The 26,394-nt window shown below is 61.9% G+C and carries 26 protein-coding genes; 13 read left to right on the top strand and 13 right to left on the bottom strand.

All coding sequences use genetic code 11. The annotated features are described in order from the left end of the window. Nucleotides 1–41: 41 nt before the first annotated feature. Complete coding sequence (locus tag VXM67_RS06115; protein WP_023378723.1) at nt 42–497, bottom strand: flavodoxin; 456 nt, start codon at nt 495–497, stop codon at nt 42–44. A 105-nt stretch (nt 498–602) separates the two neighbouring features. Between VXM67_RS06115 and VXM67_RS06110 the strand changes: the two genes are divergently transcribed. Beyond that, nucleotides 603–1,031: a PAS domain S-box protein gene (locus VXM67_RS06110; protein WP_023378722.1), complete on the top strand. Its 429-nt coding sequence runs from the start codon at nt 603–605 to the stop codon at nt 1,029–1,031. 56 nt (nt 1,032–1,087) lie between these two features. Next, on the top strand, nt 1,088–1,705 hold the full coding sequence (locus tag VXM67_RS06105; protein ID WP_023378721.1) for a hypothetical protein: 618 nt from the start codon (nt 1,088–1,090) through the stop codon (nt 1,703–1,705). On the opposite strand, the gene VXM67_RS06100 is transcribed toward VXM67_RS06105, so the two are convergent. Then, nucleotides 1,690–2,619: a MerR family transcriptional regulator gene (locus tag VXM67_RS06100; RefSeq protein WP_041925436.1), complete on the bottom strand. Its 930-nt coding sequence runs from the start codon at nt 2,617–2,619 to the stop codon at nt 1,690–1,692. The genes VXM67_RS06105 and VXM67_RS06100 overlap by 16 nt on opposite strands. Nucleotides 2,620–2,837: 218 nt before the next feature. Between VXM67_RS06100 and VXM67_RS06095 the strand changes: the two genes are divergently transcribed. From VXM67_RS06095 to VXM67_RS06080, 4 genes are all read left to right on the top strand, one after another. After that, on the top strand, nt 2,838–3,398 hold the full coding sequence (locus VXM67_RS06095) for a hypothetical protein (protein WP_023378719.1): 561 nt from the start codon (nt 2,838–2,840) through the stop codon (nt 3,396–3,398). A 77-nt stretch (nt 3,399–3,475) separates the two neighbouring features. Next, nucleotides 3,476–4,168: a dihydromonapterin reductase gene (gene folM, locus VXM67_RS06090; RefSeq protein WP_027908043.1), complete on the top strand. Its 693-nt coding sequence runs from the start codon at nt 3,476–3,478 to the stop codon at nt 4,166–4,168. Nucleotides 4,169–4,177: 9 nt separating this feature from the next. After that, entirely contained in the window at nt 4,178–4,474 is a 297-nt protein-coding gene (locus VXM67_RS06085) for a DUF1244 domain-containing protein (protein ID WP_023378717.1), read from the top strand. Further along, on the top strand, nt 4,467–4,808 hold the full coding sequence (locus VXM67_RS06080) for a HopJ type III effector protein (RefSeq protein ID WP_027908042.1): 342 nt from the start codon (nt 4,467–4,469) through the stop codon (nt 4,806–4,808). The genes VXM67_RS06085 and VXM67_RS06080 overlap by 8 nt, the downstream gene beginning before the upstream one ends. A 68-nt stretch (nt 4,809–4,876) precedes the next feature. Here VXM67_RS06080 and VXM67_RS06075 read toward each other — a convergent pair whose 3' ends face one another. After that, nucleotides 4,877–5,788, bottom strand: a complete 912-nt coding sequence (locus VXM67_RS06075) for an alpha/beta fold hydrolase (RefSeq protein ID WP_023378715.1) — start codon at nt 5,786–5,788, stop codon at nt 4,877–4,879. Between the two features lie 139 nt (nt 5,789–5,927). Then, on the bottom strand, nt 5,928–7,139 hold the full coding sequence (fabV, locus tag VXM67_RS06070; protein ID WP_023378714.1) for an enoyl-ACP reductase FabV: 1,212 nt from the start codon (nt 7,137–7,139) through the stop codon (nt 5,928–5,930). A gap of 314 nt (nt 7,140–7,453) precedes the next feature. Between fabV and VXM67_RS06065 the strand changes: the two genes are divergently transcribed. Then, the gene (locus VXM67_RS06065) at nt 7,454–8,632 is read left to right on the top strand and encodes an acetyl-CoA C-acetyltransferase (protein ID WP_023378713.1); all 1,179 of its coding nucleotides are present in this window, start codon (nt 7,454–7,456) and stop codon (nt 8,630–8,632) included. A gap of 73 nt (nt 8,633–8,705) precedes the next feature. On the opposite strand, the gene metE is transcribed toward VXM67_RS06065, so the two are convergent. Further along, complete coding sequence (gene metE, locus VXM67_RS06060) at nt 8,706–10,994, bottom strand: 5-methyltetrahydropteroyltriglutamate--homocysteine S-methyltransferase (protein ID WP_023378712.1); 2,289 nt, start codon at nt 10,992–10,994, stop codon at nt 8,706–8,708. 255 nt (nt 10,995–11,249) lie between these two features. Here metE and VXM67_RS06055 point away from each other — a divergent pair, with 255 nt between their 5' ends. Continuing rightward, nucleotides 11,250–12,737 (top strand): methylenetetrahydrofolate reductase C-terminal domain-containing protein, encoded by a 1,488-nt coding sequence (locus VXM67_RS06055; protein WP_367237560.1) that lies wholly within the window; start codon nt 11,250–11,252, stop codon nt 12,735–12,737. On the opposite strand, the gene yjiA is transcribed toward VXM67_RS06055, so the two are convergent. The 3 genes from yjiA to VXM67_RS06040 form a co-directional block, all read right to left on the bottom strand. Beyond that, nucleotides 12,697–13,674, bottom strand: coding sequence for a GTPase (yjiA, locus tag VXM67_RS06050; RefSeq protein WP_027908039.1), 978 nt, complete (start codon nt 13,672–13,674; stop codon nt 12,697–12,699). The genes VXM67_RS06055 and yjiA overlap by 41 nt on opposite strands. A 149-nt stretch (nt 13,675–13,823) precedes the next feature. Next, nucleotides 13,824–14,021, bottom strand: coding sequence for a YbdD/YjiX family protein (locus tag VXM67_RS06045; RefSeq protein WP_013974210.1), 198 nt, complete (start codon nt 14,019–14,021; stop codon nt 13,824–13,826). Nucleotides 14,022–14,039: 18 nt separating this feature from the next. Further along, the gene (locus VXM67_RS06040) at nt 14,040–16,106 is read right to left on the bottom strand and encodes a carbon starvation CstA family protein (protein WP_023378709.1); all 2,067 of its coding nucleotides are present in this window, start codon (nt 16,104–16,106) and stop codon (nt 14,040–14,042) included. Nucleotides 16,107–16,272: 166 nt separating this feature from the next. On the opposite strand from VXM67_RS06040, the gene VXM67_RS06035 reads away from it, so the two are divergent. Both VXM67_RS06035 and VXM67_RS06030 read left to right on the top strand, forming a co-directional pair. Continuing rightward, a complete protein-coding gene (locus VXM67_RS06035; protein ID WP_023378708.1) occupies nt 16,273–16,638 on the top strand; it encodes a PilZ domain-containing protein in 366 nt (121 codons plus the stop codon). Nucleotides 16,639–16,898: 260 nt separating this feature from the next. Beyond that, nucleotides 16,899–18,419, top strand: coding sequence for a nucleobase:cation symporter-2 family protein (locus VXM67_RS06030; RefSeq protein ID WP_367237559.1), 1,521 nt, complete (start codon nt 16,899–16,901; stop codon nt 18,417–18,419). Nucleotides 18,420–18,550: 131 nt separating this feature from the next. On the opposite strand, the gene radA is transcribed toward VXM67_RS06030, so the two are convergent. Then, the gene (gene radA, locus VXM67_RS06025; protein ID WP_023378705.1) at nt 18,551–19,918 is read right to left on the bottom strand and encodes a DNA repair protein RadA; all 1,368 of its coding nucleotides are present in this window, start codon (nt 19,916–19,918) and stop codon (nt 18,551–18,553) included. 176 nt (nt 19,919–20,094) lie between these two features. On the opposite strand from radA, the gene mscL reads away from it, so the two are divergent. After that, entirely contained in the window at nt 20,095–20,514 is a 420-nt protein-coding gene (mscL, locus tag VXM67_RS06020; RefSeq protein ID WP_023378703.1) for a large-conductance mechanosensitive channel protein MscL, read from the top strand. A 73-nt stretch (nt 20,515–20,587) separates the two neighbouring features. On the opposite strand, the gene VXM67_RS06015 is transcribed toward mscL, so the two are convergent. Next, nucleotides 20,588–21,364, bottom strand: a complete 777-nt coding sequence (locus tag VXM67_RS06015; RefSeq protein WP_023378702.1) for a ferredoxin--NADP reductase — start codon at nt 21,362–21,364, stop codon at nt 20,588–20,590. A 220-nt stretch (nt 21,365–21,584) separates the two neighbouring features. Here VXM67_RS06015 and VXM67_RS06010 point away from each other — a divergent pair, with 220 nt between their 5' ends. Both VXM67_RS06010 and VXM67_RS06005 read left to right on the top strand, forming a co-directional pair. Continuing rightward, nucleotides 21,585–22,292: an autoinducer binding domain-containing protein gene (locus VXM67_RS06010; protein WP_027908037.1), complete on the top strand. Its 708-nt coding sequence runs from the start codon at nt 21,585–21,587 to the stop codon at nt 22,290–22,292. A 95-nt stretch (nt 22,293–22,387) separates the two neighbouring features. Then, nucleotides 22,388–23,512, top strand: a complete 1,125-nt coding sequence (locus tag VXM67_RS06005) for a methyltransferase (protein ID WP_023378700.1) — start codon at nt 22,388–22,390, stop codon at nt 23,510–23,512. A 62-nt stretch (nt 23,513–23,574) separates the two neighbouring features. Here VXM67_RS06005 and VXM67_RS06000 read toward each other — a convergent pair whose 3' ends face one another. The 3 genes from VXM67_RS06000 to VXM67_RS05990 are packed head-to-tail and all read right to left on the bottom strand — an operon-like array spanning nt 23,575 to nt 26,187. Continuing rightward, entirely contained in the window at nt 23,575–23,727 is a 153-nt protein-coding gene (locus VXM67_RS06000; RefSeq protein WP_023378699.1) for a DUF2474 domain-containing protein, read from the bottom strand. 12 nt (nt 23,728–23,739) lie between these two features. Further along, entirely contained in the window at nt 23,740–24,747 is a 1,008-nt protein-coding gene (cydB, locus tag VXM67_RS05995; RefSeq protein ID WP_023378698.1) for a cytochrome d ubiquinol oxidase subunit II, read from the bottom strand. Between the two features lie 3 nt (nt 24,748–24,750). Then, complete coding sequence (locus tag VXM67_RS05990; protein ID WP_023378697.1) at nt 24,751–26,187, bottom strand: cytochrome ubiquinol oxidase subunit I; 1,437 nt, start codon at nt 26,185–26,187, stop codon at nt 24,751–24,753. Nucleotides 26,188–26,394: the final 207 nt, after the last annotated feature.

Raw genomic sequence — 26,394 nt, 5'->3', positions numbered from 1 at the left:
TCCTGCGAGGTCCGCAGCGGACCTGGCAGGAGCCGCTGGAATCAGCCTTTGAGCGCCTGGGCCAGCTCGGCCAGCCAAGGCTCGGCATCGGCCTCCGGGGTTACCGTCTCGCTCGCATCCAGACGCAGCATCGGCTGCACTTCACGCACGCCCAGTTCGGCGAACAGCTCGCGCATTTGCTCGCCGCCACCGCAGAAGGTATCACCGTAGCTGGAGTCGCCCAGGGCGATCACCGCGCCCGGCAGGCCACGCCAGGCAGCGGGCAAGGTGTCACGAATGGTGCAGTACAGCGGCATGATGTTGTCCGGCAGCTCACCCATGCCGGTGGTCGAGGTGACCGCCAGCAAGGCCTCTGGCGCGAAGCCCTGCAAATCCTGCAACGTAGCCCGCGCAGCGTGCCAGGCGTCGAAACCTGCTGCCTTGAGCAAGGACTCGGCGTGACGGGCGACTTCTTCGGCGGTGCCATACACCGACCCGGAAATAATGGCGACTTTCATCGGGGAGAGGATTCCGAAACTGAGTGAAAACATAGGATACTAACATCCGGCGCTGGCAAAAGGCCGCCTCTACCATAGTCCTCCTTTTCAATTGATGGCCCGGACATGATCAACGCGCAATTGCTGCAATCCATGGTCGATGCGTCCAACGACGGTATCGTGGTTGCCGAACAGGAGGGCGAAGACACCATCCTGATCTACGTGAACGCGGCGTTCGAACGCCTGACCGGATACAGCCGGGACGAGATTCTCTACCAGGACTGCCGTTTCCTGCAGGCCGACGATCGCGATCAACTCGGCCGTGCGCGCATCCGCAAAGCCCTCGCCGAAGGCCGCCCGTGCCGAGAAGTGCTACGCAACTACCGCAAGGACGGCACGGCTTTCTGGAACGAGTTGTCCATCACACCGGTCAAGAACGACGCCGAGCAACGAACCTATTTCATCGGCATCCAGAAGGATGTCAGCCGGCAGGTCGAGCTGGAGCGCGAGCTGGCCGAACTCAATGCCCGCCTGAATTCCGACGAACGTACCTGAACCAAGCCCCAGGAGCATTGTCCATCCCGTTGAAGAAATCGCCTCCGAGTTCGATCATGCAAGCAAACGCGCTCCTGACCCAGGACGAGCTGGACTTCATACAGGGCATGCAGCACACGCCGCAGCTGAACCTGGCCGACCCCATGTCGAGCCTGCTGGTCAATGGCGACCGCCGCATCCAGACCTTGCTCACCCGCCTGGTGGCCAATGAGCAGGTGACGTTGCAGGCCCAATTCAACAACCAGCAGATCAGCTTCCCGCTGCAACTGGTCGAAGACGAGTTCCACGCCCTGCACCTGCAACTGGGCTCACCGGAAATCTACGAGGACGGCCCGATGCTGCGTCCCTGGCGCCTGACGCTGGACCAGCCGAGCGCGTTGCTCGATGCTCACGACAAGGTCAGCGGACTGTGGGTGCGCGAAATCTCCTTCAAAGGGGCGCTGCTGGAAGTTCGTGACCTCAAGCATGCCCCAGCGCATTTCGAGCTGTATTTCGCCCCAGGTGGAATCACACCGATCGAGTTGCAGGGGACTCTGGGCCGGCGCATTGGTCCAGATCTGGCTGCCTATGACCTGAGCCAAAGCCCGGCTGAAGAAATCGAGCGGCTGCGCGAGTACATTCTCCAGGCACATCGCCAGGCCCACCCTGAACTGTACGCTCAGGTATCGAGCTGACCGGCCAGAAACTGCCGCAAGCGCCGCCGCATCAACCCCGCCTCAGCGCCCAGACACGCCACCGGGCTTCCTGCCAGACTGTCCTGGGCCAGCTCCGCGGCTTCTCCAGCCAAGAGTAGTGGGCACTCCAGCCCCACCACCAGGCGCACCAAACGTTTGCCAAGGTCCAGCGTCAATTGGTGATTGGAGAACATCACCAAGGCAGCGGGACGCAACCGCTCGCAGACCAGCGTGAGCTCTTCAAGCGGTTGCCCTGGGGCCAGCAAGGTCACCGCCACGTCATCACTGCTCAAGAGCAGGCCGGCCACCAGCAACTCCAGCTCTTGGCAAGGCCCGGGCAGAGCCGCCATCAGCACTCGCTGAGTACCGCTCTTGCGCGAAGACTGCAGCAGCGACAGCACGCGTCCTCGCAAGAACTGATCAAGGAACAGCCATTCGCTGGTCTGCCCAAACATCCCATGCCCTGCCGCCAGATCGTGCCAGACCGGCAGAAACAGCTCCGTGAAAGCGTTCTGTAGGGTGCCATGGGCCAATGCCTGGTCGAACAACTGCCCCAGAATCGCGCTGTCGAAGGTGCGCAAGGCCTCGCGTAACCGGGCCTGGCACGGCCCCTGGGCATTGGCTGTGACGGCGGGACGGGCTTCGCGCGCCACGGCCTGGCCTCGGGCAAGAATGCCACCGACCTTGCTCACCGCGACACCACGCTCGAGCCAGCCCAAGATCAGGCGAATGTCGTCGATATCGGCTTGGGAATAAAGACGATGGCCACTGTCGGTTCGGGTCGGTTGGATCAGCCCGTAGCGCCTCTCCCAGGCACGCAGGGTCACCGGGTTGACGCCCGTGAGGCGGGAAACTTCGCGGATTGGAAACAGGTCCTGGTGTTCCAGGCCGGCCTCCATTGCCGTTTTGTTCATCTGCACTAAGCACCCTGTGCGCTTTGATTGAACGCGCATACTACTACGACAGAATAGATTATCGGTCTGTGACCGTTCGCCGCCTGAGACTTGCCTGGCGCTCAACAGTCGCGATAATCCGTGCCCGATTCTTGCATGTTCGCCTGCGTCGCCCACCACCCCGGGCGACACAGCCAAGGGGCCAGCTACCCGCCAGCCCCGTCGTCAGGAGATACACGATGTCTACGCCACCCGTCACCCTGATGGTGTCACGTCGCGCCGCCCATGGCCGCTACCAGGACTTGCTGGCCTGGCTACACGAAGGCGAGCAACTGGCCACCGATTTTCCCGGCTATCTTGGTTCGGGCATCCTCGCACCGCCCCACGATGGCGATGAATTTCAGATCATCTTCCGCTTCAGCGACGAACCCACCCTGCACGCTTGGGAACATTCCGCCTCGCGCCGAGCCTGGTTGCAGCGGGGCAACGGCCTGTTCGAGCGCCCCAAAGAGAGGCGCGTAACCGGCATTGACGACTGGTTCGGCACTAATATGGTGCAAAAACCGCCGCGTTGGAAGCAAGCCGTTGCTATCTGGCTCGCCTTCTTCCCGGTTTCGCTGCTGTTCAATCTGCTGTTCGGCCATTGGCTGGCGGCCTTGGACCTGGTACCCCGGGTGATGCTCAGCACACTGATGCTGACCCCCGTGATGGTCTATGTCTTCATTCCTCTCTCCACCCGCCTGCTGGCCAACTGGCTTAATGCCACGCCACACACCGGCGCGGCGCTACGCAGCCGTTGAGGCCAGGCCACGCAAGAGGGAAACAGTTCGGGTATGCTGGTCAGCAATGAAAGGACAGACAAGTTGACCGCCCGAACATGAACAGCCCAATCCTCGTTACCGGAGCCAGCCAGCGTGTCGGGCTGGCTCTGGCCCTCGAACTGGCACAGGCCGGCCATACGGTGATCAGTGCCAGCCGCAGCCTCCAGCCGCAACCTGCGCACCCGAATATCGTCCCGTTCAAGGCCGACCTCTGCCAGCAGGCCGATCGCCAGGCATTGATCGACTTCCTGCACAGTCATTACGACGGATTGCGAGCGATCATCCACAACGCTTCGCTGTGGCTGGATGACGGCCTCGACAACCTCGAGACCATGTTCCGCCTTCACGTCGAAGCGCCCTACCACCTGAACCTGGCACTGGGCGGCCTGCTGTCCAAGGTGGACAAGGCCGATATCATTCACATCTGCGACGAGACCTCCTCGCGCGGCAGCAAGAGCCACATCGGCTATGCCGCCACCAAGGCCGCATTGCAGAACATGGTGCTGTCATTCGCCGAAAAATATGCGCCCAAGGTGCATGTCAACGGTATCCTCCCGGGCCTGTTGATCCTCAAGGAAGGCGGCGATGAAGCGTACCGCCAGCAGACGCTGAAAAAGGCCCTGCTGGAATTCGAACCCGGCGCCGGCCCACTGATCGAGACGGTCAAATACCTGCTTGCCAGCCAGTACAGCACCGGCAGCCAGGTGGTCATCAATGGCGGCCGTCACCTGAAGAATCGCATGACCTGAGAGAACCCCATGACGCCTCAACAGCAACTCGAACTCGAGGCCGCCGCATTCCGGCGCCTGGTCGAACACCTGCAAAAACGCACCGATGTTCAGAACATCGACCTGATGAACCTCTCCGGCTTCTGCCGAAACTGCCTGTCGAAGTGGTACAAGGCCGCCGCCGACGAGCGCCAGGTCGAACTGAGCATGGATGATGCGCGCGAAGCGGTGTACGGCATGCCCTACGCCGAGTGGAAAGCCCAATACCAGAAAGAAGCCAGCGCCGAGCAGCAAGCGGCGTTTGAAAAAGGAAAACCTCGTGACTGATCTGAATTCCCTGCGCGCCAGCCTGACCAGCGGCGAACACGTCTTTGCCGACACCCTGGCGTTCATTGCCGCCCACTACAGCTACCAGCCGCAGGCCTTCAACAACGGCGGTGTCGAGAACGCCGCCGGCCAGAACGAAGGCTCGTGCAAGACCTTGGGCCTGGCCCTGCTGGAAGGCCTGAGCGATGAGGAAGCACTGCTGGCATTCGGCGAGCACTACCGCAGCGTGCTGGCGACCCCTGAAGGCAGCGACCACGGCAATATCCGTGCACTGATCAAGCAGGGTTTGGCTGGCGTGAAGTTCGCCGAGCAGCCACTCTCGCGCCTGGCGTGAGCCCCGCGTGATTCATCGCCGGCAAGCCGGGTCCTGCAAGACCGCTGCAGGGGCCGGCTTGCCGGCAATCAGGCCGAAAAGATCTGCCCCGCCCACTCGGCCGAAACCTCCCCCCGCTGCAACCAGGCAAGCGCAATCGGCCACAGCGGCTCGCGGAAGCGGTCGTGGAAGAATGCGAAATGGCCGATCTCTCGGACTGAGATATCCACAGGCGCCAGGCGCAGGTGCAACCGCTGTGCATGCTTCAAGTACCCCAGCAGGCGCTCTGTCGCCGCCACCGTGCCAAACGGGTCGTCGGTCAGGCTGATCGCCAGCGTCGCAGCGCGCACCTGGGCAAAGGGCAAGCCTTGCAGCTGCCTCCCGCTGGGGCGCTGCTCGTAACGTGGAGTGCGCGCCGTCCAGTCCTGTACCACCCCCGCCGGTGTATCTTCCATCCAGCCCAGACGCTTGCCGGGGAAATACCCGAAAACCCGCGTCAACAACGGCATCACCACATGCCATTTACCCAACAGCCGCCAACGCTGGTCCGCCGCATAGTCACGCCAATAGGCGAATTGCGCCCCTACCATCACCACTCGCCGCACCTGCCCGGCCGACGGCGCCAGTCCTACTGCGCAACCGCCGAAGCTGTGCCCGACCACATCCACGGGCTGCCCTGGAAACTGCTGTGCGGCATAGGTCAGCATGGCTTCGAAATCCAACTGCCCCCAGTCACTCCAGGACGCCTTGAACCCGCGTAGCGAATTCGGGCGTGACTCGCCGATGCCACGGTAGTCGTAGGTCAGCACATCCCAGCCGTGGGCGAACAGGTAGTCGGCAAAACGCGAGTAGTAGCGGCAACGCACCGAAGTGGCGGCGTTGATGATCACCAGGGGACGCTGGGCGTCGGGTTCGGCGTGACGCCAGAGGAAACCTCCGAGGCTGTAGCCGTCGGCGGTGGCGTGACGAAAAGCAGTGGCGGGCTGGGTAAGGCTGCTCATGGCGCGCGTCCTGTTGTTGTGCGCCAACGCTAGCAAAAAATGGCATGTCTGTACCGGCCCTATCGCCGGCACGCCGACCCCTACAGGATTTGCAGGAGCCGACTTGTCGGCGATTAGGGGCAGTACGGGCCGGACCCGATTACAGCTCGATGCAGTCGAACTTCACGTCGGTAGCCACATCTTCGTCGTAGTTGACGTCAGCACGCTCGAAACCGAACAGGTTGAGGAACTGCTTCTTGTAACCGGCATAGTCGGTCAGCTCGAACAGGTTCTCGGTGGTCACTTGCGGCCACAGCGCCTTGCAGGCGTCCTGTACGTCGTCGCGCAGCTCCCAATCGTCCAGGCGCAGACGGCCCTTTTCATCGACGTCGGCCGGCTGGCCATCGGCACGGTACATGCGGTCGCGGAACATACGGTCCAGCTGGTCCTGGGTGCCCTCGTGGACGCCCTTTTCCTGCATGATCTTGAACACCATCGACAGGTACAGCGGCATCACCGGAATGGCCGAGCTGGCCTGGGTGACCACCGATTTGAGCACTGCCACGTTGGCGCCGCCCTTGATCTCACCGGCCAGTTTCTTGTCCAGGCGCAGGGCGGTTTCGTCCAGGTCCTGCTTGGCCTTGCCCAGGGCACCATGCCAGTAGATCGGCCAGGTGATTTCGGTGCCGATGTAGCTGAAGGCAACGGTGCGTGCGCCTTCGGCGAGCACGTTGGCGCCTGCCAGGGCGTCGATCCACAGTTGCCAGTCCTGGCCACCCATGACGGTGACGGTATCGGCGATTTCCTGCTCGGTGGCCGGCTCGATGCTGGCCTCGATGATGGTGTCCTTGTTGGTGTCGATAGCGGTCGACTTGTACGGCTGACCGATCGGCTTGAGCGAGGAACGAACCAGCTCACCGGTCTGTGGCAGCTTACGCACAGGCGAAGCCAGCGAGTAGATCACCAAGTCGACCTGGCCGCCCATTTCGTTCTTGATCAGTTCGATGACCTTGGCGCGGGCTTCGTCCGAGAAGGCATCACCGTTGATCGACTTGCTGTACAGGCCTTCGGCTTTGGCGAACTTGTCGAAGGCAGCGGCGTTGTACCAGCCGGCGGTACCCGCCTTGGTCTCGGTGCCCGGTTTTTCGAAGAACACACCCAGGGTATCGGCCTTGAAGCCAAAGGCTGCGGTGATGCGAGCAGCCAGGCCGTAGCCACTGGAGGCACCAATGACCAGGACCTTCTTCGGACCATCCTCGCGCACGCCCAGCTTGCGGGTGGCTTCGATCTGGTCACGGACGTTGAGCTCGCAGCCCTTCGGGTGGGTCGTGGTGCAGATGAAACCGCGGACCTTAGGATGAATGATGGCCAATGTCTGTACCTCGTCAGGTTTATGCCAGGAAGCGCCGCCACGGGCGATTCCGATTGATCTAGAGGGTGAGACTACCCCCACCGGTTATCCGACACATATTACGGGGTGATTGGGGGGATTCAAACCGCGCGAGGCGTTCTGGCGCCCATCCGGTGAGACCAGGTTGAAGTATCCGCGCGAAGAGCGGCGAGGCCAGGCACTTATTTGTTTTTCATATCAATGCCAAAGAAAAACAAACTTAACAAATGAACCCAACCGACCGATGCTGGCGGTAATGCGCCCGCGCGGCGCCCCCTTGCCCGGAGAACAACAAAATGAACGACGTGGTGATCGTCGCCGCAACCCGCACCGCCATCGGCAGCTTCCAGGGTGCCTTGGCCAACGTGCCTGCCGTAGAGCTCGGCGCGGCCGTGATCAAGCATCTGCTGGAGCAAACCCGACTGGACCCGGCCCAGGTCGACGAAGTGATCCTTGGCCAGGTACTCACCGCGGGAGCCGGCCAGAACCCTGCGCGCCAAGCGGCGATCAAGGCCGGCCTGCCCTACAGTGTGCCAGCGCTGACCCTGAACAAGGTTTGCGGTTCGGGCCTCAAGGCCCTGCACCTGGCGGCCCAGGCTATTCGCTGCGGCGACGCCGAGGTGGTGATTGCCGGCGGCCAGGAGAACATGAGCTTGTCGCCTTATGTCATGCCGTCGGCCCGCACCGGCCAGCGCATGGGCCATGGCCAACTGATCGACAGCATGATCACCGACGGCCTGTGGGACGCGTTCAACGACTACCACATGGGCATCACCGCCGAGAACCTGGTGGACAAGTACGGCCTGAGCCGTGAGCAGCAGGATGCCTTTGCCGCCGAGTCCCAACGCAAGGCCGTGGCTGCCATCGAGTCCGGGCGCTTCAAGGACGAGATCACCCCGATCGTGCTGGCGCAGAAAAAAGGCGACCCCAAGGTCTTCGACCGTGACGAGCAACCTCGCCCCGACACGACTGCACAATCCCTGGCCAAACTGCGCCCGGCATTCAAGAAGGATGGCAGCGTGACCGCAGGCAATGCCTCCAGCCTCAACGACGGCGCTGCGGCCGTGCTGCTGATGAGCGCCAGCAAGGCCCAAGCCCTGGGCTTGCCGGTGCTGGCGAGGATTGCCGCCTACGCCAGCGCGGGGGTAGACCCGGCGATCATGGGCATCGGCCCGGTATCCGCCAGCCAGCGTTGCCTGGACAAGGCCGGCTGGCAGCTGGCCGACCTGGACCTGATCGAAGCGAACGAAGCCTTCGCAGCACAAGCCCTGGCCGTGGGCAAGGCGCTGGAATGGGATACCGACAAGGTCAATGTCAATGGTGGAGCCATTGCCCTGGGCCACCCGATCGGGGCTTCCGGATGCCGCGTACTGGTGACGCTGCTGCACGAAATGATCAAACGCGATGCGAAGAAAGGGCTGGCTACCCTGTGCATTGGTGGTGGGCAGGGCGTTGCCCTGGCCATCGAGCGCTGATTCGTGGCTCATCGCCGGCACGCCTGCCGCCTACGTCGCACCTGTAGGAGCCAGCTTGCCGGCGATAAGGTCATCACGCCGTGGCGCGCAGCTCGCGTGCCGCAGCGACCATGTTGACCAACGCCGCTTCGGTTTCCGGCCAGCCACGGGTCTTCAGCCCGCAATCCGGATTCACCCACAAGCGCGCGGCTGGAATACGCTGAGCCGCCTTGCGCAGCAACTTGACCATCTCTTCACGACTCGGCACTCGCGGCGAGTGGATGTCGTATACGCCTGGACCGATCTCGTTGGGGTAGTCGAACTGCTCGAAGGCTTCCAGCAACTCCATGTCCGAACGCGAGGTCTCGATGGTGATCACATCCGCGTCCATGGCGGCGATCGACTCGATCACGTCATTGAACTCGCTGTAGCACATGTGGGTGTGGATCTGGGTTTCGTCACGCACGCCCGACGCACACAGTCGGAAGGCCTCGGTCGCCCATTCCAGGTACGCCGCCCATGCACTGCGGCGCAGAGGCAAGCCCTCGCGGAACGCTGCTTCGTCGATCTGTACGATCCTGATGCCCGCTGCTTCCAGGTCGACCACTTCGTCGCGAATCGCCAGCGCCAGCTGGCGGGCCTGGGTTTCCCGGCTCACATCCTCGCGTGGGAACGACCACATCAGCATGGTCACCGGCCCGGTCAGCATGCCCTTCATCACCTTGCTGGTGAGGCTCTGGGCGTAGCTGATCCAACCCACGGTCATGGGCTTGGGACGGCTCAGGTCACCGTAGATCACCGCAGGCTTCACGCAGCGTGAACCGTAGCTCTGGACCCAGCCGAAACGGGTGAACACATAGCCATCGAGTTGTTCAGCAAAGTATTCGACCATGTCATTGCGCTCGGCTTCACCGTGCACCAGCACATCCAGGCCCAGGCTTTCCTGGATCTCGACAGCGTGACGGATCTCGCTGTGCATGGCTTCGACATAGTCGGCCTCGGTCAGTTTGCCCTGCTTGAACGACTGGCGCGCCAGGCGAATAGCCGAGGTCTGCGGGAACGAGCCAATGGTGGTGGTCGGAAACGCTGGTAGGGCCAGGCCTGCGCGTTGCTTGACAATACGCTGTTCGAAGGCCGATTGGCGCTGGCTGTCGGCGGGCCTGATGGCCGCCAGACGCGCCTGCACCGCGGGCTTGTGGATACGCGGCGAAGCAGCGCGGCTGGCCTGCACCGCTCGGCTACGCTCCAGGGCCACCGCCACTTCGGCCGCTTGCGGCTGATTGAGCGCCTGGGCCAGCACCGCCACCTCTTCGCACTTCTGTACAGCGAAAGCCAACCAGCTTTTGAGCTCGGTATCGAGCTGGTCTTCACGGGCCAGATCCACTGGGCTGTGCAGCAGCGAGCAGGACGGTGCGACCCACAGGCGATCACCCAGGCGGTCATGGGCATTACGCGCCACTTGCAGGGCTTTTTCCAGGTCGCAGCGCCAGACGTTCCGACCGTTGACCAGCCCCAGCGACAACACCTTGTAGGCCGGCAGACGGTCGAGGATGGTCGGGTACTGTTCCGGCGCACGTACTAGGTCGATGTGCAAACCATCGACGGGCAGGTTGGCAGCCAGGCCCAGGTTGTCTTCAAGGCCGCCAAAATAAGTGGCGACCAGCTTCTTCAGCGGTGCACGCTGAAGGATGTTGTAGGCACGCTCGAACGCGTTTTTCCAATCTTGTGGCAGGTCCAGGGCCAGAATCGGCTCATCGATCTGCACCCACTCCACGCCTTGGATAGCCAGACGATTGAGGATCTGGTCGTAGAGCGGCAGCAGGCGATCGAGCAAGTCGAGCTTGTCGAAGTCCGATCCCTTGGTCTTGCCTAGCCACAGGTAGGTCAAGGGGCCGATCACCACCGGCTTGACCCCATGCCCCAGGGCCTTGGCTTCGTCTACTTCCTCGAACAGCTGTTCCCAGCTCAGGCTGAACAGCTGGTCTGCGGTGAACTCCGGGACCAGGTAGTGGTAGTTGGTGTCGAACCACTTGGTCATTTCCTGAGCGTGAGCACCGCCACAGCAGTTGGCACTGACGCCACGTGCCATGGCGAACAGCGTCTGCAGGGTAGGTCTGGCGCCGTCCTGGCCACGGAATCGCTCAGGGATCACGCCAAACGTCAGGGAGTGGGTCAGTACCTGGTCATACCAGGCAAAATCGCCCACTGGCAGCAAGTCGATACCCGCGTCCTTTTGCAACTGCCAGTGACTGGCACGCAGCGCACGGCCGACCTCTCGCAGTCCGGCTTCGTCAAGCTCGCCCTTCCAGAACGCTTCCTGGGCCTTTTTCAGCTCGCGATCGCGGCCGATACGCGGAAAGCCGAGGTTGTGTGCCAGTGCCATGTTCTTGTCCCTCAGAATGCAGAAAATGAATGAGGGAATTGTCAGGCACGGGTAATCTTGAGACAAACTCATTAAATTTGAGATGAACACAAGATTTACTCATGATTGGGTTCGCGCTTCTTTTTTGCCGACAAAGCGGATTACACCCGCGGCATGAGGATGAATGTCTCTTTCAAAGCAATTCCATACGCTATCAGACATGACCCTCTTCACAACCTGCCGCACAATGCTCCCCTGCCCCAACCAGGTACCCCCATGAGCCTGCTGAAAACGGCGCTTCGCGAAAATACCTTCGTCTGCGTCATGGAGTTCGTCCCCAAACCCTCCGCGGAACGCTTCGCCGCCATGGAAGCGATCATGGCCCGTGCGCATCTGTGTGGCTGGCCGATGACCGTGGCCATCGGCGACCGTGTCGGCAGCCCGCTGGACATGTCACCCCTGGACGCCCTCGCCTCTTTCGGCAAACCGCTGCCTGCCTTGCCGCATTTTTCTGGCAAGGACCGCGAGCGCCATCATCTGCTTGCCCAGTTGCAACGCATGGACGCCGCCGGCCTCGATCAATTGCTGCTGCTCACTGGCGACCGCCTGCCAGGCCATGAACCCGGACAACATTCGATACGTTACCTGGAATCGGTAGCAGCCTTGCAGATCGCGCGACAAGCCTGCCCCCATTGGCTGCTCGGTGCCGCGCTCAATCCATTCAAGTACCGCGAGGAAGAAGGCGGTGCCCAGTACTTCAAGGCCGAGAAAAAACTGGCAGCAGGCGCCGATTTCTTCACCCTTCAACTGGGCTTCGACGCTGACAAACATCAGGAAGCCATCCGCTGGATGAGCCGCCAGGCCACGCCCAAGCCGATGCTAGCCTGCCTGATGAGCCTCACCCATGGGCGCGCGGCGATGCTCGACCATGTGGCCGGCGTCACCGTCACGCCCTCCATGCGCGACATCCTTGAAGCGGAAGCCGCACAGTCCAAGGCCTTCGCCCAGGCCCGCAGCATCGATCGGCTGGCGCTGCAGATCATTGGCACCCGGTTGATGGGCTACGCCGGCGTGCACCTGTCAGGTATTCACGCGCTCAAGCAACTGCTGGCCCTGGAGGCACGGATCGAGCACTGGCAAGGGCAAATCCACTCGTTGCAGCAATGGGCACCCGCCTGGCAGGCCAGCTGGCAGATGCCGGGGCTGCCTGCGGTAGTGTTCCATCCTCCTCAGGCCGGTTGGCGCCAGGGTGAGTCGCGGGTCGCTGCCTCGGGTAGAGAGAAGCTGCGCTATCACGTGATGCACGGGATGCACCGACTGCTGTTCAGCCGCCGCAATTGGCTGAGCAAGGCCTTTGGCTGGGCGGTGCGACAACCGCTGTGGACAACACGCCTTGGCGCCCGTGTGCTGCACACGCTGGAACGTGGCGTGAAGCGTCCGTTGGTGGGTTGCGACACATGCGGCCACTGCCGCCTCGAAGACACGCTCTATATCTGTCCGGAAACCTGCCCCAAGGGGCTGGCCAACGGGCCCTGCGGCGGCACCGCGCTGAATCGCTGCGAGTTCGGCGACCGCGAATGCATCCACAGCGTCAAGTATCGCACCGCCAAGGCGGTGCGGCAGACCGCGGTGCTCAGCGAGCGGCTGATCCCGTGCATCGAAGTCCAGACACGCCACCGCAGCTCATGGCCACAGTGGTTCGAGGCCCAGGCGCCCACCCGGCTCAACCCTCGGCCAGCGCCTCGAACCCAGCCCGAATCTTGACTTCGGGCAGCTCGTCGGCGATGAACACCATCACGCTTTCACGCACTTCATCCTCGGCCCATTCGGCATCCCAGTCGAATCCATAGAGCTTGAGCACGCCCTGGAACACCAGCTTGCGGTCCTCCCCGGCAATGTTCAACACGCCCTTGTAGCGCAGCAATTGCTTGCCGTGGTTTTCCAGCAGCTCGTTCATGAAGGCGCTGAGGCGGTCGATGTCCAGCGCCGTTTCGGTACGCAACACCAGGGTGCTGATGCGGTCCGGCGTGGCCGGCTTGAGTACCGGGCGCAAGAATGGCTTGAGGTTCGTGCCCAAGTCCGGATTGAGGTTGAAACCGCGAACATCCAGAAGCTCGGCAAGATCGATACGTCCGTGCTCCACCACACGAATGGCCGCCCGGCCATTGATACGCGCCAGGCGCTCGCGCAGTGCCTCCACGGTTGCCGGTTCGACCAGGTCGGTCTTGCTCAACAACAGGCGGTCGGCAAAACCGACCTGTGCCTGGGCAATGGTCTGGGTCAGGTGCACGTCGGCATGGGCGGCGTCGACCAGGGTGATGATGCCGTCGAGGATGTAGCGATCACGCAGCTCCTCATCGACGAAGAAGGTCTGGGCCACGGGTGCCGGATCGGCCAGGCCGGTGCACTCGATCACCAGGCGATCGAAGGCAATTTCGCCAGCATCCAGGCGTTCGAGCAGCAGGTAGAGCGCGCGGGTCAGGTCACCATGGATGCTGCAGCACACGCAGCCATTGGCCAGGGTCATCACCTGAACCGGCTCGTCACCCAGCAACTGGCTGTCGATGCCGGCCTCGCTGAATTCGTTTTCGATCACGGCGATTTTCAGGCCGTGCTCGGCCTTGAGCATGTGCTTGAGCAGCGTGGTCTTGCCAGCCCCGAGGAAGCCGGTGAGAACAGTAACGGGAATAGGCGTCTGCACGCAGAAAATCTCCTTGGCGGAAAAGACAGCGGCCCCATCTCCAGCGAGCTGGCTACTACTACAACCGAACGCGCCCTGAGGCCTGTTGGGTTCCTGTAGCAGCCAGCTTGCCGGCGATGAGGCCGGGACAAGCTAGCAGAGGTCGATGTTCAACAGCACTTGGGTCCGGACTTGCCACCGTAACGCGCTTCCTGGCGTTCCCGGAAGAACTCCTCGTACGTCATCACCGGCTTGTCCGGGTGCTTGGTCTGCATGTGCTCGACATAGTTGTCGTAGTCGGGCATGCCGACCATCAGGCGGGCTGCCTGCCCCAGGTACTTCCCCAGTCGACCCAGGTCGTTGAACATCTCGGTATTCCTCTTGGGTTACGCGTCAGGCAGCGCCTGGAACGGGGTTTCCTTGTCGGTGCGCTCCTTGCGACCCAGGGCGGCGAAGCCAACCTTGATGGCGAAGAACAGCACGCTGAACACCACCAACAAGAACAGCACGGTCAGGCCGGCGTTGGTGTAGGCATTGAAGATCACATGCTGCATCTGACCGATGTCCTTGGCCGGGGCCAGTACCTGGCCGGCGTCCAGTGCGGTGCTGTATTTCTTGGCCAGGGCCAGGAAACCGACCGCCGGGTTCGGGTCGAACAGCTTGATCAGGCCCGCCGTGGTGGTGCAGATCAGCAGCCACACCGCTGGCAGCAGGGTGACCCAGACATAGCGCTGGCGCTTCATCTTGATCAGTACCACAGTGCCGAGCATCAAGGCGATACCGGCCAGCATCTGGTTGGAGATACCGAACAGCGGCCACAGGGTGTTGATGCCACCCAGCGGATCGATCACGCCCTGGTACAGCAGGTAACCCCACAGCGCCACGCATCCTGCGGTACCGATCAGGTTGGCGGTCCACGACTCGGTGCGCTTGAGGGCGGGCACGAAGCTGCCCAGCAGGTCCTGCAGCATGAAGCGGCCAGCACGGGTACCGGCATCCACCGCGGTCAGGATGAACAGGGCCTCGAACAGAATCGCGAAGTGGTACCAGAAGGCCATGGTGTTCTCACCCGGCAGCACCTGGTGCAGGATCTGCGCGATACCTACCGCCAAGGTCGGCGCACCACCGGCACGGGCCAGGATGGTGTGTTCGCCAATGTCGCGGGCAGTGGCTTCCAACTGCTCTGGGGTAATCATGAAGCCCCAGCTGCTGACCGTTTGCGCCACCGAAGCGACGTCGGCACCGACCACTGCGGCCGGGCTGTTCATGGCGAAGTACACGCCCGGCTCGATCACCGACGCGGCAACCATGGCCATGATGGCGACGAACGATTCCATCAGCATGCCGCCGTAGCCGATGTAACGGGCATTGGTTTCATTATCCAGCAGCTTGGGCGTGGTCCCCGAGGAGATCAGCGCGTGGAAGCCGGACACCGCACCGCAGGCGATGGTGATGAACAGGAACGGGAACAGGGTGCCCTTCCACACCGGGCCAGTGCCGTCGGTGAACTGGGTCAGCGCCGGCATCTTCAGCTCAGGGGCGATGATCAGGATACCGATGGCCAGGCCAACGATGGTACCGATCTTGAGGAAGGTCGACAGGTAGTCACGCGGCGCCAGCACCAGCCATACCGGCAGCACGGCAGCGACGAAGCCGTAGCCCACCAGCATCCAGGTGATCTGCACGCCGGTAAAGGTGAACGCCGGGCCCCAGACTGGATCCGCGGCGATCTGGCCCCCCAGCCAGATCGACGCCAGCAGCAAGACCACGCCGATGACCGAAATCTCGCCGATGTGGCCCGGACGGATGTAGCGCATGTAGATGCCCATGAACATCGCGATCGGGATCGTCGCCATGACCGTGAACATACCCCATGGGCTCTCGGCCAGGGCCTTGACCACGATCAGCGCCAACACCGCCAGGATGATGATCATGATCAGGAAGCAGCCGAACAGGGCGATGGTCCCTGGGATACGCCCCATTTCCTCGCGCACCATGTCGCCCAGCGAGCGGCCATTGCGGCGGGTAGACAGGAACAGGACCATGAAGTCCTGCACAGCACCGGCCAGCACCACACCGGCAATCAGCCAGAGCGTGCCGGGCAGGTAGCCCATCTGCGCGGCCAGAACCGGACCGACCAAGGGGCCAGCGCCTGCGATGGCAGCGAAGTGGTGACCGAAGAGGATGTGCTTGTTGGTCGGGACATAGTCCAGACCATCATTGTTGAGTACCGCCGGGGTTGCCCGCCGAGGGTCGAGCTGCATCACCTTGGTGGCGATGAAAAGGCTGTAGTAACGATAGGCGACCAGGTAGATGGCCACTGCCGCGACCACGATCCACAAGGCGTTGATCGCCTCGCCGCGGCGCAGGGCGACCACACCCAGCGCACAGGCGCCTATGACTGCCAGCGCCAACCACGGAATGTGGCGTAGCAGGCTATTATTGTTGTTCATGGTTTGCTTCCAGCTGGTGGATTGGAAAAGACCGCCCATCGAGTCTAGGGCGTGTCATCGCGCATTGCCATACCTGCTTTGGCCTAGAGCCTCTGCGGCCAGATTCGAGTACCTGATTCATCTACAGCAATAACTATAGTCAGGAAGAACCCACGAGGGCTTTCACATGAGCGCACACGACGAACGCCGCCGCTTTCAGCGCATCCCCTTCGATGCCCCCACCGAACTGCGCCAGGGCAATCGCCGCTGGCCGGTGAAACTGCTCGATCTGTCGCTCAAGGGCTTGCTGGTCGAATGCCCTCAACCCTGGGATGCCGACCTGACCCAGGATTTCGACGCGATCATCGAACTCGACCCACAGAACCGCGTGAAGATGCAGGTGGAACTGCGCCATGAGGAACCTCACCGCCTCGGCTTCACTTGCCTATACATCGACATCGAGTCCATGACGCATTTGCACCGTCTTGTGGAATTGAACGTGGCCGACAGCACCGAAATGATGCGCGAACTGCGCCAACTCATCGAAGAATGAAATCTCTTAGCTAGCTAACGTAGTTCCCACATCACGTTTCTTGTCTACCCAGACAGCTTTCTTCCGGGTTACCGGCGCTTTGTACACACCCCTCTGATACAGCTTTTCACAAGTTGGAACGCATTCTGCATTCACGCAAAACGCCCCTTGCGGGCATCTGTGTTCCTGCTCTAATCAAAATATTGTATACAATTGTTGTGGCAATGATTTGTAGGAAATGTCTACAGTAGTCGCACAACAATAAACAGAGAGCCTGCTCCATGACTACGTCGTCCCCTAGCACGTCTCCCGCCAAGCGCCCCGAGGACGAAAACCTCGGTCTTGGTGCCAACCTGGCCTATGGTCTGCAACATGTGTTGACCATGTATGGCGGGATCGTCGCGGTCCCCCTGATCCTCGGGCAGGCTGCCGGCCTGAACCCCGCCGAGATCGGCCTGCTGATCGCAGCGTCGCTGTTCGCCGGGGGGCTGGCCACGTTATTGCAAACCCTTGGCCTGCCGTTCTTCGGTTGCCAGTTGCCACTGGTGCAAGGGGTGTCGTTCGCCGGCGTGGCGACCATGGGCGCGATTCTCAGCAGTGAGGGAGGCGGCGGTTTGCCAGGCGTGCTAGGCGCGGTCATGGCGGCGTCGTTCATCGGCTTCCTGATCACCCCGGTGTTCTCGCGCATCACCAAGTTCTTTCCACCACTGGTCACCGGTATCGTCATCACCACCATCGGCCTGACCCTGATGCCCGTGGCCGCACGCTGGGTAATGGGGGGCAACAGCGCCTCACCGGAATTCGGCAGTGTGGCCAACATTGGCCTGGCGGCGCTGACCTTCGCCATCGTCCTGCTGCTGAGCAAGCTGGGCAGCGCGACCATCTCGCGCCTGTCGATCCTGCTGGCCATGGTGGTCGGTACCCTGATTGCCTGGGCGCTGGGCATGACCGATTTCAGCAAGGTCACCGAAGGCCCGCTGTTCGCCTTCCCAAGCCCGTTCCACTTCGGCATGCCGACCTTCCACATCGCCGCGATCCTGTCGATGTGCATCGTGATCATGGTGACCCTGGTGGAAACCTCGGCCGATATCCTCGCCGTCGGCGAGATCATCGACACCAAGGTCGATTCCAAGCGCCTGGGTAACGGCCTGCGCGCCGATATGGCATCGAGCATCCTGGCACCGATCTTCGGCTCGTTCACCCAGAGCGCCTTCGCCCAGAACGTCGGCCTGGTCGCGGTGACCGGGGTCAAGAGCCGTTATGTGGTGGCCACCGGTGGCGTGATCCTGGTGGTACTCGGGCTGCTGCCGATCATGGGACGCGTGATTGCCGCGGTACCCACGCCTGTACTGGGCGGTGCCGGCATCGTGCTGTTCGGCACCGTGGCGGCCAGCGGGATTCGTACCCTGTCGAAGGTCAATTACAAGAACAACGTGAACCTGATCATCGTCGCCGCTTCGCTGGGCTTTGGCATGATCCCGATCGCGGCACCGACCTTCTACCATCACTTCCCGAACTGGTTCGAGACCATCTTCCACTCGGGCATCAGCTCGGCGGCGATCATGGCGATTCTGCTCAACCTGATCTTCAACCACTTCACTGCGGGTAACTCGGACCAGCAGTCGGTGTTTGCCGTAGCCTATGAGCGCACCATCCAGTACTCGGATATCTCGGCGTTGCGTGATGGCGACTACTTCAAGGACGGCAAGCTATTCGATGCCGAGGGGACTGAAGTGCCCGTGATGGAGCTCGACGAGCATGGCAACGCAGCTCCCAGACGAACGCCGGTTGCCGAGCATTGACCGCTGACTGAGCGGTAAGGTGGGGGCCGATGCGCATCGTCGGCCCCTTTTTCATTGGCCTGCCTTGGCCCCCTCGCCGTAGGTGCTCAACGCAGCGCAGTACCCGCCAAAGGGCCGCAACGGGTTAAACGCTACTCGAAAAGTGCGTCCAGTGCCTGTTCCAGGCGTGTCACTGCAATTATCTGCAATCCTGCCGGCGCCTCCTTCGGCGCATTGCCCTTGGGCACGATGGCGCGCTTGAAGCCATGCTTGGCCGCCTCTTTCAGGCGTTCCTGGCCACTGGGCACCGGGCGAACCTCGCCGGACAGGCCGATTTCACCGAATACCAGCAAGCCATGGGCAAGCGGGCGATTGCGCAAGCTGGACATCACCGCCGCCAACAAGGCCAGGTCGGAGGCTGTCTCCAGCACCTTGACCCCACCCACCACGTTAAGGAACACATCCTGATCGTGCGTAGGGATACCGCCATGACGATGCAACACTGCCAGCAACATCGCCAGGCGGTTCTGGTCCAGGCCCAGGGTGACCCGGCGCGGGTTGGCCAGGTGGCTGTCGTCGACCAATGCCTGCACTTCCACCAGCATCGGCCGGGTGCCTTCCCAGGTAGCCATGACCACACTGCCCGGCACTTCTTCCTGGGCGCGGTTGAGGAAAATCGCCGACGGGTTGGAGACTTCCTTCAGGCCACGGTCGGTCATGCCGAACACGCCCAGTTCGTTGACCGCGCCGAAGCGATTCTTCACCGCCCGCAACAAACGCAGTCGGCCATCGGACTCACCCTCGAAATACAGCACGGTGTCGACCATGTGCTCCAGTACCCGTGGGCCAGCCAGCGAACCTTCCTTGGTGACGTGCCCGACCAGGAAAATCGCGGTTCCACTCTGCTTGGCATAGCGCACCAGCAACGCCGCACTCTCGCGCACCTGAGCCACGCCACCGGGGGCCGACTGCAATTGCTCGGTGAAAATGGTCTGGATCGAGTCGATCACCATCACCCGAGGCTTTTCCACGCGCGCAGTGGCGATGATGGTCTCGATGCACGTCTCGGTCATCACCTTGAGCTGGTCCTGCGGCAAGCCCAGGCGTCGCGAGCGCATGGCCACCTGTTGCTGGGACTCTTCGCCCGTGACGTATAGAGCAGGCATGGACGTGGCAATGTTGCACAGGGTCTGCAGCAGGATGGTCGACTTGCCGATACCCGGATCGCCCCCGATCAGCACCACCGAGCCGTCCACCAGACCGCCACCCAGTACGCGGTCAAGCTCAGCGCTGCTGGTGGTGAAACGCGGGATTTCCTCGACGCTGACTTCGGCCAGGGTCTTGATCTGAGCCTGCTGCCCAGCCCATCCCGTACGGCCACTCGGTGCAGCTGCACCGCCGCTTTCGATCATGGTTTCGACCAGGGTGTTCCAGGCCCCACACTCACCGCACTGGCCGGCCCATTTGGGGAAGGTCGCGCCGCACTCGGTGCAGCCATACAAGCGCTTGGCCTTGGCCATGGACTCGGTCTCCTGGAAAAAACCGCCATGATAGCCGAGCGGGACGTGTCTCGAACGCCCCGGGATGCGACAAAACTATTCGTTGCAGCCGCAGTCGGTAAGCCTGAATGCAACGCATAAAGCGATTTGTTGGCTTACACTGCGTTTACCTAACCATTTGTTACAAGGAGTCCAGCATGGGCATGCTCAGTGAGTTCAAGGCCTTCGCGGTCAAGGGAAATGTCGTCGATATGGCGGTAGGTATCATCATCGGCGCCGCCTTCGGCAAGATCGTCTCGTCCTTCGTGGGCGATGTGATCATGCCGCCACTGGGCCTTATCATCGGTGGTGTCGACTTCAGCGACCTCGCCGTGACCCTGAAGGCCGCAGAGGGCGATGTCCCGGCGGTGGTGCTGGCCTACGGCAAGTTCATCCAGACCGTCATCGACTTCCTGATCGTTGCCTTCGCCATCTTCATGGGCGTGAAGGCGATCAACCGCCTGAAGCGTGAAGAAGCCGTGGCGCCCTCCGCTCCACCAGTGCCGAGCGCCGAGGAAACGCTGCTCACCGAGATTCGCGATCTACTCAAGACGCAGAACCAGAATCGCTTGCCGTGACATGGCTGGGGGCGCCTTGCGCCCCCCATCGCCGACCAGCCGGCCGCTACGGAACCGGCACCGTTTCAGACGCTTACCAGTAGTTTTCCACCGCCACCTGGCCCGGGCGCTTACTCAGGCTCAAGTGCAGATCCCGTGCCTTGAGCACCTTGCGTGTCTCGTCGATCATTTGCGGGTTACCGCACAGCATGATCCGCGAATGTTCAGGCGACAGTTCCAGCCCCGCCGCTTTTTCCAGCTCGCCGTTTTCGATCAGCGTGGTGATACGCGCATTCAACGCGCCTGGGTGCCTTTCGCGGGTGACCACTGGCATGAACTGCAATTTGCCCGCGTACTCCGCCAGGTAGTCACGCAGCTCCAACCCGGCGATCTCATCCACATACGCCAGCTCCCTGGCCTCGCGCACGGAATACACCAGCTTGATGTTGTCGAAGCGCTCCCAGGCCTCGAAGTCCTGCAAGATCGACATGAATGGCGCGATACCTGTGCCGGTTGCCAACAGCCACAGATCACGCCCACCGACGAAGCGGTCCAGGGTCAGATAGCCGAAAGCCTGGCGATCGATCAGCAGTGAATCGCCCTCTTTCAGCCGGCTCAGCTCACTAGTGAATTCGCCGCCGGGTACCACGATGGAGAAGAAGTCGAGAAATTCGTCATGGGGTGCGCTGACCATGGAGTAGGCACGCCATACCACACTGCCATCAGCCTTGGTCACGCCCAGCCGCGCGAACTGACCCGCGCGGAAACGGAAGCCCGGGTCACGGGTGACGCGCAAGCTGAACAGGCTGGGGGTCAGCGGCTGAACATCGAGCAGGGTCTGACGGGTGAACTTCTCGGCGCTGGCGGTCATGACGGGCTTCCATGGTGGGCGTGCCCCCAGTGTCGCGCAAAGCAGCCTGGATAAAAACCGTCGGATTGTAGGGCCAAAGTCGGATTATCACGTCAAATTCACAGAAAAACTTGATCGCTATAACAAAAAAATCCCAACTTAATAGTCGGACTTTTCCTACAATCAATCGCTGTGTGCAAATGAATTGGATTCTTCAAGAGCCTTAAGGGAGTGTGACCCGATGCTTCACTGGAAGCCCGAGCATCTACATGAGCTTGCCACCGAGCGCGACCCCTCTCGCTTGTTCGACCTGGCGGTGCATCTGGCCCAGGACCTCGGCATGGAATACGTCGGCCTGAAGCTTCGCATCCAGATCGCCACGCAGACGCCCAAGCTTTATCTCTATAGCAACTACCCGAACGAATGGATCACACGCTGTCAGTGCGATGACTTTCACAAGCAAGACGCGGCCGCGCAAATGAGTCACCACTCAACCATGCCGGTGCTCTGGTCGGACGAGCTGTATCGTGAAGCGCCGCAGTTTCGTGAAGCCGCCTGCCTGCACGGCCTGCGTCACGGCTGGACCCAATCGGTGCACGATTTACAGCACAACGAAAGCCAGTTGAGTGTGTCCAGACCGTGCAACCCGATAGTTATTCAAGAGCTCTATGAGAAAGGCGCGAGCGTCCTGTGGCTGTGCCAAACGTTGCACGCGGTGATTGGCGAATACCACCTGAGTGAACTGTGCCCCCCGCAACCGAAGATGAGCGAGCGAGAACTGGAAGTGCTGAAGTGGTCGGCCGCCGGCAAGACCGCCGCCGACGTTGCCTGCATCCTGTCCCTGTCGCAAAGCACGGTGAACTTTCACATCCGCAGCGTCATCACCAAGACCAATGCCGCCAACAAGGCAGGCGCCATTGCCATTGCCGCATTGCGCGGGTGGATCTGACAGCCTTTCCTGCGACCTTCGGCAAAGCCCTGTAGAATCCGCAGCAAAGTCCGAGGCGATCCGCCTTGGGCAGATCCGTACCCGAGCCAGACGCCATGCCCCTGTTGAACACCCCCTACGCCGAACTCGACCTGATCCGCCAGCCGGAGCAGGCCAACGACCCGCTGCAGGCTTTCGATGCCGCCGATGAGTATCTGCTCGAGCACTTGCACGCTCAGGCGAACGACGCAGGCTGCCGAGTACTGGTGCTCAATGACAGTTTCGGCGCCCTGGCCGTCAGTCTGGCCGGCCACTTCCAGGTGGTCAGCAGCGGCGACTCGCACCTGGCCCGCCTGGCCCTGGAAAAGAACCTTGCGCGTAATGGCCAGGCCTATGACAGCGTGCCCTTCGTCCCGGCCAGCGAACACTGGCAAGGCCCCTTCGACCGTGTGCTGGTGCGCGTACCCAAGACCCTGGCCCTGCTCGAAGAGCAGCTGATCCGTCTGCAAGGTCACCTGACGCCCGGGGCCCAGGTGATTGCCGGCGCCATGATCAAGCACCTGCCGCGCGCTGCGGGCGACCTGATGGAAAAGTACATCGGCCCGGTACAGGCGTCACTGGCTCAGAAAAAAGCACGGCTGCTGACGGCCACGGTCGCCGAGCGCACAGTCGCCACCTCGCCCTACCCGACACGCTACCGCCTGGACTCCCCGACGCTCGAACTGGTCAACCATGCCAACGTGTTCTGCCGCGAAGGGCTGGATATCGGCACCCGCGCCTTCCTCCCACATCTGCCGCGTCATCTGGGCCAGGCCCGCGTGGCGGACCTGGGTTGCGGCAATGGCGTGCTGGCGATCGCCAGCGCTCTGGAAAACCCGGACGCCCTTTACACGCTGGTCGATGAATCATACATGGCCGTGCAATCGGCCCGGGAAAACTGGCAAGCCGCGCTGGGCGACCGCGCGGTGACCGTCATGCCGGGCGACGGGCTGGCAGGACAGGAAAGACAATCGCTGGACGTCGTGCTGTGCAACCCGCCGTTCCACCAACAGCAAGTAGTAGGCGACTTTCTTGCCTGGCGCATGTTCCAGCAGGCCCGTGAGGCATTGGTGGTGGGCGGCGCGCTGTACATCGTCGGTAACCGGCACCTGGGTTACCACAGCAAGCTGTCGCGGCTGTTCCGGGGTGTGGAGCAAGTGGCGGCGACACCGAAGTTCGTGATTCTCAAAGCCCGCAAGTGAGTCGCTAAGGTCCAGGGCTTGATCGCCGGCAAGCCGGCTTGCCGGCGATCAGGCCAAAAGGCTCAGTGGGTGGTCAAACCCGCCGCCCCCATGAACAGGCGCATCACGTAAGCCGCCACGCCCAGTGCCGCGACACTCAACGCCCAGATCAACACCAGCCAACCCAGTCGCTGCCACAGTGGCTTTTTCTCTTCCAGGCCATGTTTACCGGTCATCGTGCGGCCCTCCTAGTGATAGCCGTCGTCAGGGGTCACCTTGCCGCGGAACACGTAGTAGCTCCAGAAGGTATACCCCAGGATGAACGGCAGGATGAACAAGGTGCCCACCAGCATGAAGCCCTGGCTCTGCGGCGGTGCCGCGGCATCCCAGATCGAGATCGACGGCGGGATGATGTTCGGCCACAGGCTGATACCCAATCCGCTGTAGCCGAGGAAAATCAGCACCAGGGTCAACAGGAACGGGGTGTAGTGGGCATTGCGCGCCACCGCCTTGAGCAACCCGTAGAAGGTCACCAGCACCAGGATCGGCACCGGCATGAACCAGACCAGGTTGGGCATGCTGAACCAGCGGTCGGCGATTTGCGGATAGGCAATCGGCGTCCACAGGCTGACGATACCGATCACCACCAGCAGCACCAGCGCCAAGGGCTTGGCCAGGTCATGCATCTGCTGCTGCAGCGCCCCTTCGGTCTTCATGATCAACCACGTGCAGCCGAGCAGTGTGTAGGCGACGATCAGGCCCAGACCGCTGAACAGGCTGAACGGGGTCAACCAGTCGAGGGTGCCACCGGCAAAATGCCGATCGACGACCTTGAAGCCCTCGATGAAAGCGCCCAACGCAACGCCCTGGAAGAACGTCGCGACCAGCGAACCCCAGATGAAGGCCTTGTCCCAGATGTGGCGCTTGTCGGCCTTGGCCTTGAAGCGAAACTCGAACGCCACTCCCCGGAAGATCAGGCCGATCAGCATGAGGATCAGCGGCAGGTACAGCGCTTCGAGCACCACCGAATAGGCCATCGGGAAGGCACCGAACAGTCCTGCCCCGCCCAGGACCAGCCAAGTCTCGTTGCCGTCCCATACGGGCGCAACGGTATTCATCATCACATCGCGGTCACGCTCGCCCTTGACGAAGGGGAAGAGCATGCCGATTCCCAGGTCGAAACCATCCATCACGACATACATCATGACGCCGAAGATGATGATCACCGCCCAGATCAGCGGAAGGTCGATACCCATGGCTCAGTTCCCCTTGCTCAGGCTGACGGTGTTGGCTTCTTTGCCATCATCGGCGGCGGACAACGGCCGCGCCGGTGTGCGTTTCTGGCCAGGCCCCCCGGGCGTGTGCTCGTCGCCCTCACCTGTCTTAGGCCCTTTGCGTACCAGGCGCATCATGTAGCCAAGACCGGTACCGAACAGGGCGAAGTACACCACCACGAACGCCACCAGGGTGAAGCCAAGCTGGGAGTAGCTATGGTTGGAAACCCCTTCGGAGGTGCGCATCAAGCCATACACCACCCACGGCTGACGGCCGATTTCAGTGGTGAACCAACCGGCAAGGATGGCGATCAGCCCGGATGGCCCCATCCACAAGGTGAGGTAAAGGAAGGGGCGGTTGCTGTACAGCGTGCCGCGCTTGCGCAGCCACAGGCTCCACAGGCCGACGAAGATCATCAGCAAGCCCAGGCCCACCATGACCCGGAACGACCAGAACACGATGGTCGAGTTGGGGCGGTCCTCAGGCGGGAACTCTTTCATCGCCGGAACCTGCTTGTCCAGGCTATGGGTCAGGATCAGGCTGCCGAGTGCGGGAATCTCGATCTTGAAGCGGGTGGTCTCGGCTTTCATGTCAGGGATGCCGAACAGAATCAGCGGGGTCGGCTCGCCGGGCACGTTCTCCCAATGCCCTTCGATGGCGGCGATCTTCACTGGCTGGTGCTTGAGGGTGTTCAGGCCGTGGAAGTCACCGATCACTGCCTGCACCGGTGCCACGATCAAGGCCATCCACATGGCCATCGACAGCATCTTGCGCACCGCCGGGTTATCCCGGCCGCGCAGCAGGTGCCAGGCCGCCGAGGCGCCAACGAAGAAGGCGGTGGCGACGAAGGCGGCGGTGGCCATGTGCATCAGGCGGTAGGGGAACGATGGGTTGAACACCACCGCCAGCCAGTCCACCGGTACCACCCGGCCATCGATGATTTCGTGGCCCTGGGGTGTTTGCATCCAGCTGTTGGACGCCAGGATCCAGAAGGTCGAGACCAGGGTCCCGAGCGCCACCATGACCGTGGCGAAGAAGTGCAGGCCGCGACCGACACGGTTCCAGCCAAACAGCATGACACCCAGGAAACCGGCTTCGAGGAAGAACGCCGTGAGCACCTCGTAGGTCAGCAATGGCCCGGTAACGGCACCGGCAAAATCGGAGAATCGACTCCAGTTGGTGCCGAACTGATAGGCCATGACCAGGCCGGACACCACACCCATGCCGAAGTTGACGGCGAAGATCTTCGACCAGAAGTGGTAGAGGTCGCGGTAGACATCGTTGTGGGTCTTGAGCCAAAGGCCTTCGAGGACCGCGAGGTAGCTCGCCAGCCCGATGGTGATGGCTGGGAACAAGATGTGAAAGGACACGGTAAAGGCAAACTGGATTCGGGCGAGCTCAAGGGCTTCTAAGCCGAACATGGTGCTTCCTCTTCAGATAATCCGGCGACCGGGCGTGTGGCCCAATCACCCACTGCCCCCACGGTAGTCGAGTGCGGCGCGTTGGAATTGTTCTGTTCGACTGCAGGGAATCCGGCCAAAAGGCCAAAATCGCTGACGGTATCGTTGCAACCGCAACGATTGATCCAAGTCAACAATTTTCTGGAAGCATAGTCCCGATTGGACCGT

The sequence above is a fragment of the Pseudomonas sp. Rh2 genome (assembly GCF_040762985.1).
Lineage (GTDB): Bacteria > Pseudomonadota > Gammaproteobacteria > Pseudomonadales > Pseudomonadaceae > Aquipseudomonas > Aquipseudomonas taiwanensis.
Note: the sequence above shows the minus strand (reverse complement) of the source record. Positions and strands in the feature narration are given on the sequence as shown.

Coding starts and splice junctions, on each gene's coding strand:
- VXM67_RS06000 (WP_023378699.1), bottom strand. CDS start 23,727: ATGACCGGTAAACATGGCCTGGAAGAGAAAAAGCCACTGTGGCAGCGA.
- VXM67_RS06100 (WP_041925436.1), bottom strand. CDS start 2,619: ATGAACAAAACGGCAATGGAGGCCGGCCTGGAACACCAGGACCTGTTT.
- radA (WP_023378705.1), bottom strand. CDS start 19,918: ATGGCCAAGGCCAAGCGCTTGTATGGCTGCACCGAGTGCGGCGCGACC.
- VXM67_RS06005 (WP_023378700.1), top strand. CDS start 22,388: ATGCCCCTGTTGAACACCCCCTACGCCGAACTCGACCTGATCCGCCAG.
- metE (WP_023378712.1), bottom strand. CDS start 10,994: ATGGCACTGGCACACAACCTCGGCTTTCCGCGTATCGGCCGCGATCGC.
- folM (WP_027908043.1), top strand. CDS start 3,476: ATGAACAGCCCAATCCTCGTTACCGGAGCCAGCCAGCGTGTCGGGCTG.
- VXM67_RS06010 (WP_027908037.1), top strand. CDS start 21,585: ATGCTTCACTGGAAGCCCGAGCATCTACATGAGCTTGCCACCGAGCGC.
- mscL (WP_023378703.1), top strand. CDS start 20,095: ATGGGCATGCTCAGTGAGTTCAAGGCCTTCGCGGTCAAGGGAAATGTC.
- VXM67_RS06035 (WP_023378708.1), top strand. CDS start 16,273: ATGAGCGCACACGACGAACGCCGCCGCTTTCAGCGCATCCCCTTCGAT.
- VXM67_RS06045 (WP_013974210.1), bottom strand. CDS start 14,021: ATGTTCAACGACCTGGGTCGACTGGGGAAGTACCTGGGGCAGGCAGCC.
- VXM67_RS06040 (WP_023378709.1), bottom strand. CDS start 16,106: ATGAACAACAATAATAGCCTGCTACGCCACATTCCGTGGTTGGCGCTG.
- VXM67_RS06075 (WP_023378715.1), bottom strand. CDS start 5,788: ATGAGCAGCCTTACCCAGCCCGCCACTGCTTTTCGTCACGCCACCGCC.
- VXM67_RS05990 (WP_023378697.1), bottom strand. CDS start 26,187: ATGTTCGGCTTAGAAGCCCTTGAGCTCGCCCGAATCCAGTTTGCCTTT.
- cydB (WP_023378698.1), bottom strand. CDS start 24,747: ATGGGTATCGACCTTCCGCTGATCTGGGCGGTGATCATCATCTTCGGC.
- VXM67_RS06110 (WP_023378722.1), top strand. CDS start 603: ATGATCAACGCGCAATTGCTGCAATCCATGGTCGATGCGTCCAACGAC.
- VXM67_RS06065 (WP_023378713.1), top strand. CDS start 7,454: ATGAACGACGTGGTGATCGTCGCCGCAACCCGCACCGCCATCGGCAGC.
- VXM67_RS06030 (WP_367237559.1), top strand. CDS start 16,899: ATGACTACGTCGTCCCCTAGCACGTCTCCCGCCAAGCGCCCCGAGGAC.
- VXM67_RS06015 (WP_023378702.1), bottom strand. CDS start 21,364: ATGACCGCCAGCGCCGAGAAGTTCACCCGTCAGACCCTGCTCGATGTT.
- VXM67_RS06055 (WP_367237560.1), top strand. CDS start 11,250: ATGAGCCTGCTGAAAACGGCGCTTCGCGAAAATACCTTCGTCTGCGTC.
- VXM67_RS06115 (WP_023378723.1), bottom strand. CDS start 497: ATGAAAGTCGCCATTATTTCCGGGTCGGTGTATGGCACCGCCGAAGAA.
- VXM67_RS06085 (WP_023378717.1), top strand. CDS start 4,178: ATGACGCCTCAACAGCAACTCGAACTCGAGGCCGCCGCATTCCGGCGC.
- VXM67_RS06095 (WP_023378719.1), top strand. CDS start 2,838: ATGTCTACGCCACCCGTCACCCTGATGGTGTCACGTCGCGCCGCCCAT.
- VXM67_RS06105 (WP_023378721.1), top strand. CDS start 1,088: ATGCAAGCAAACGCGCTCCTGACCCAGGACGAGCTGGACTTCATACAG.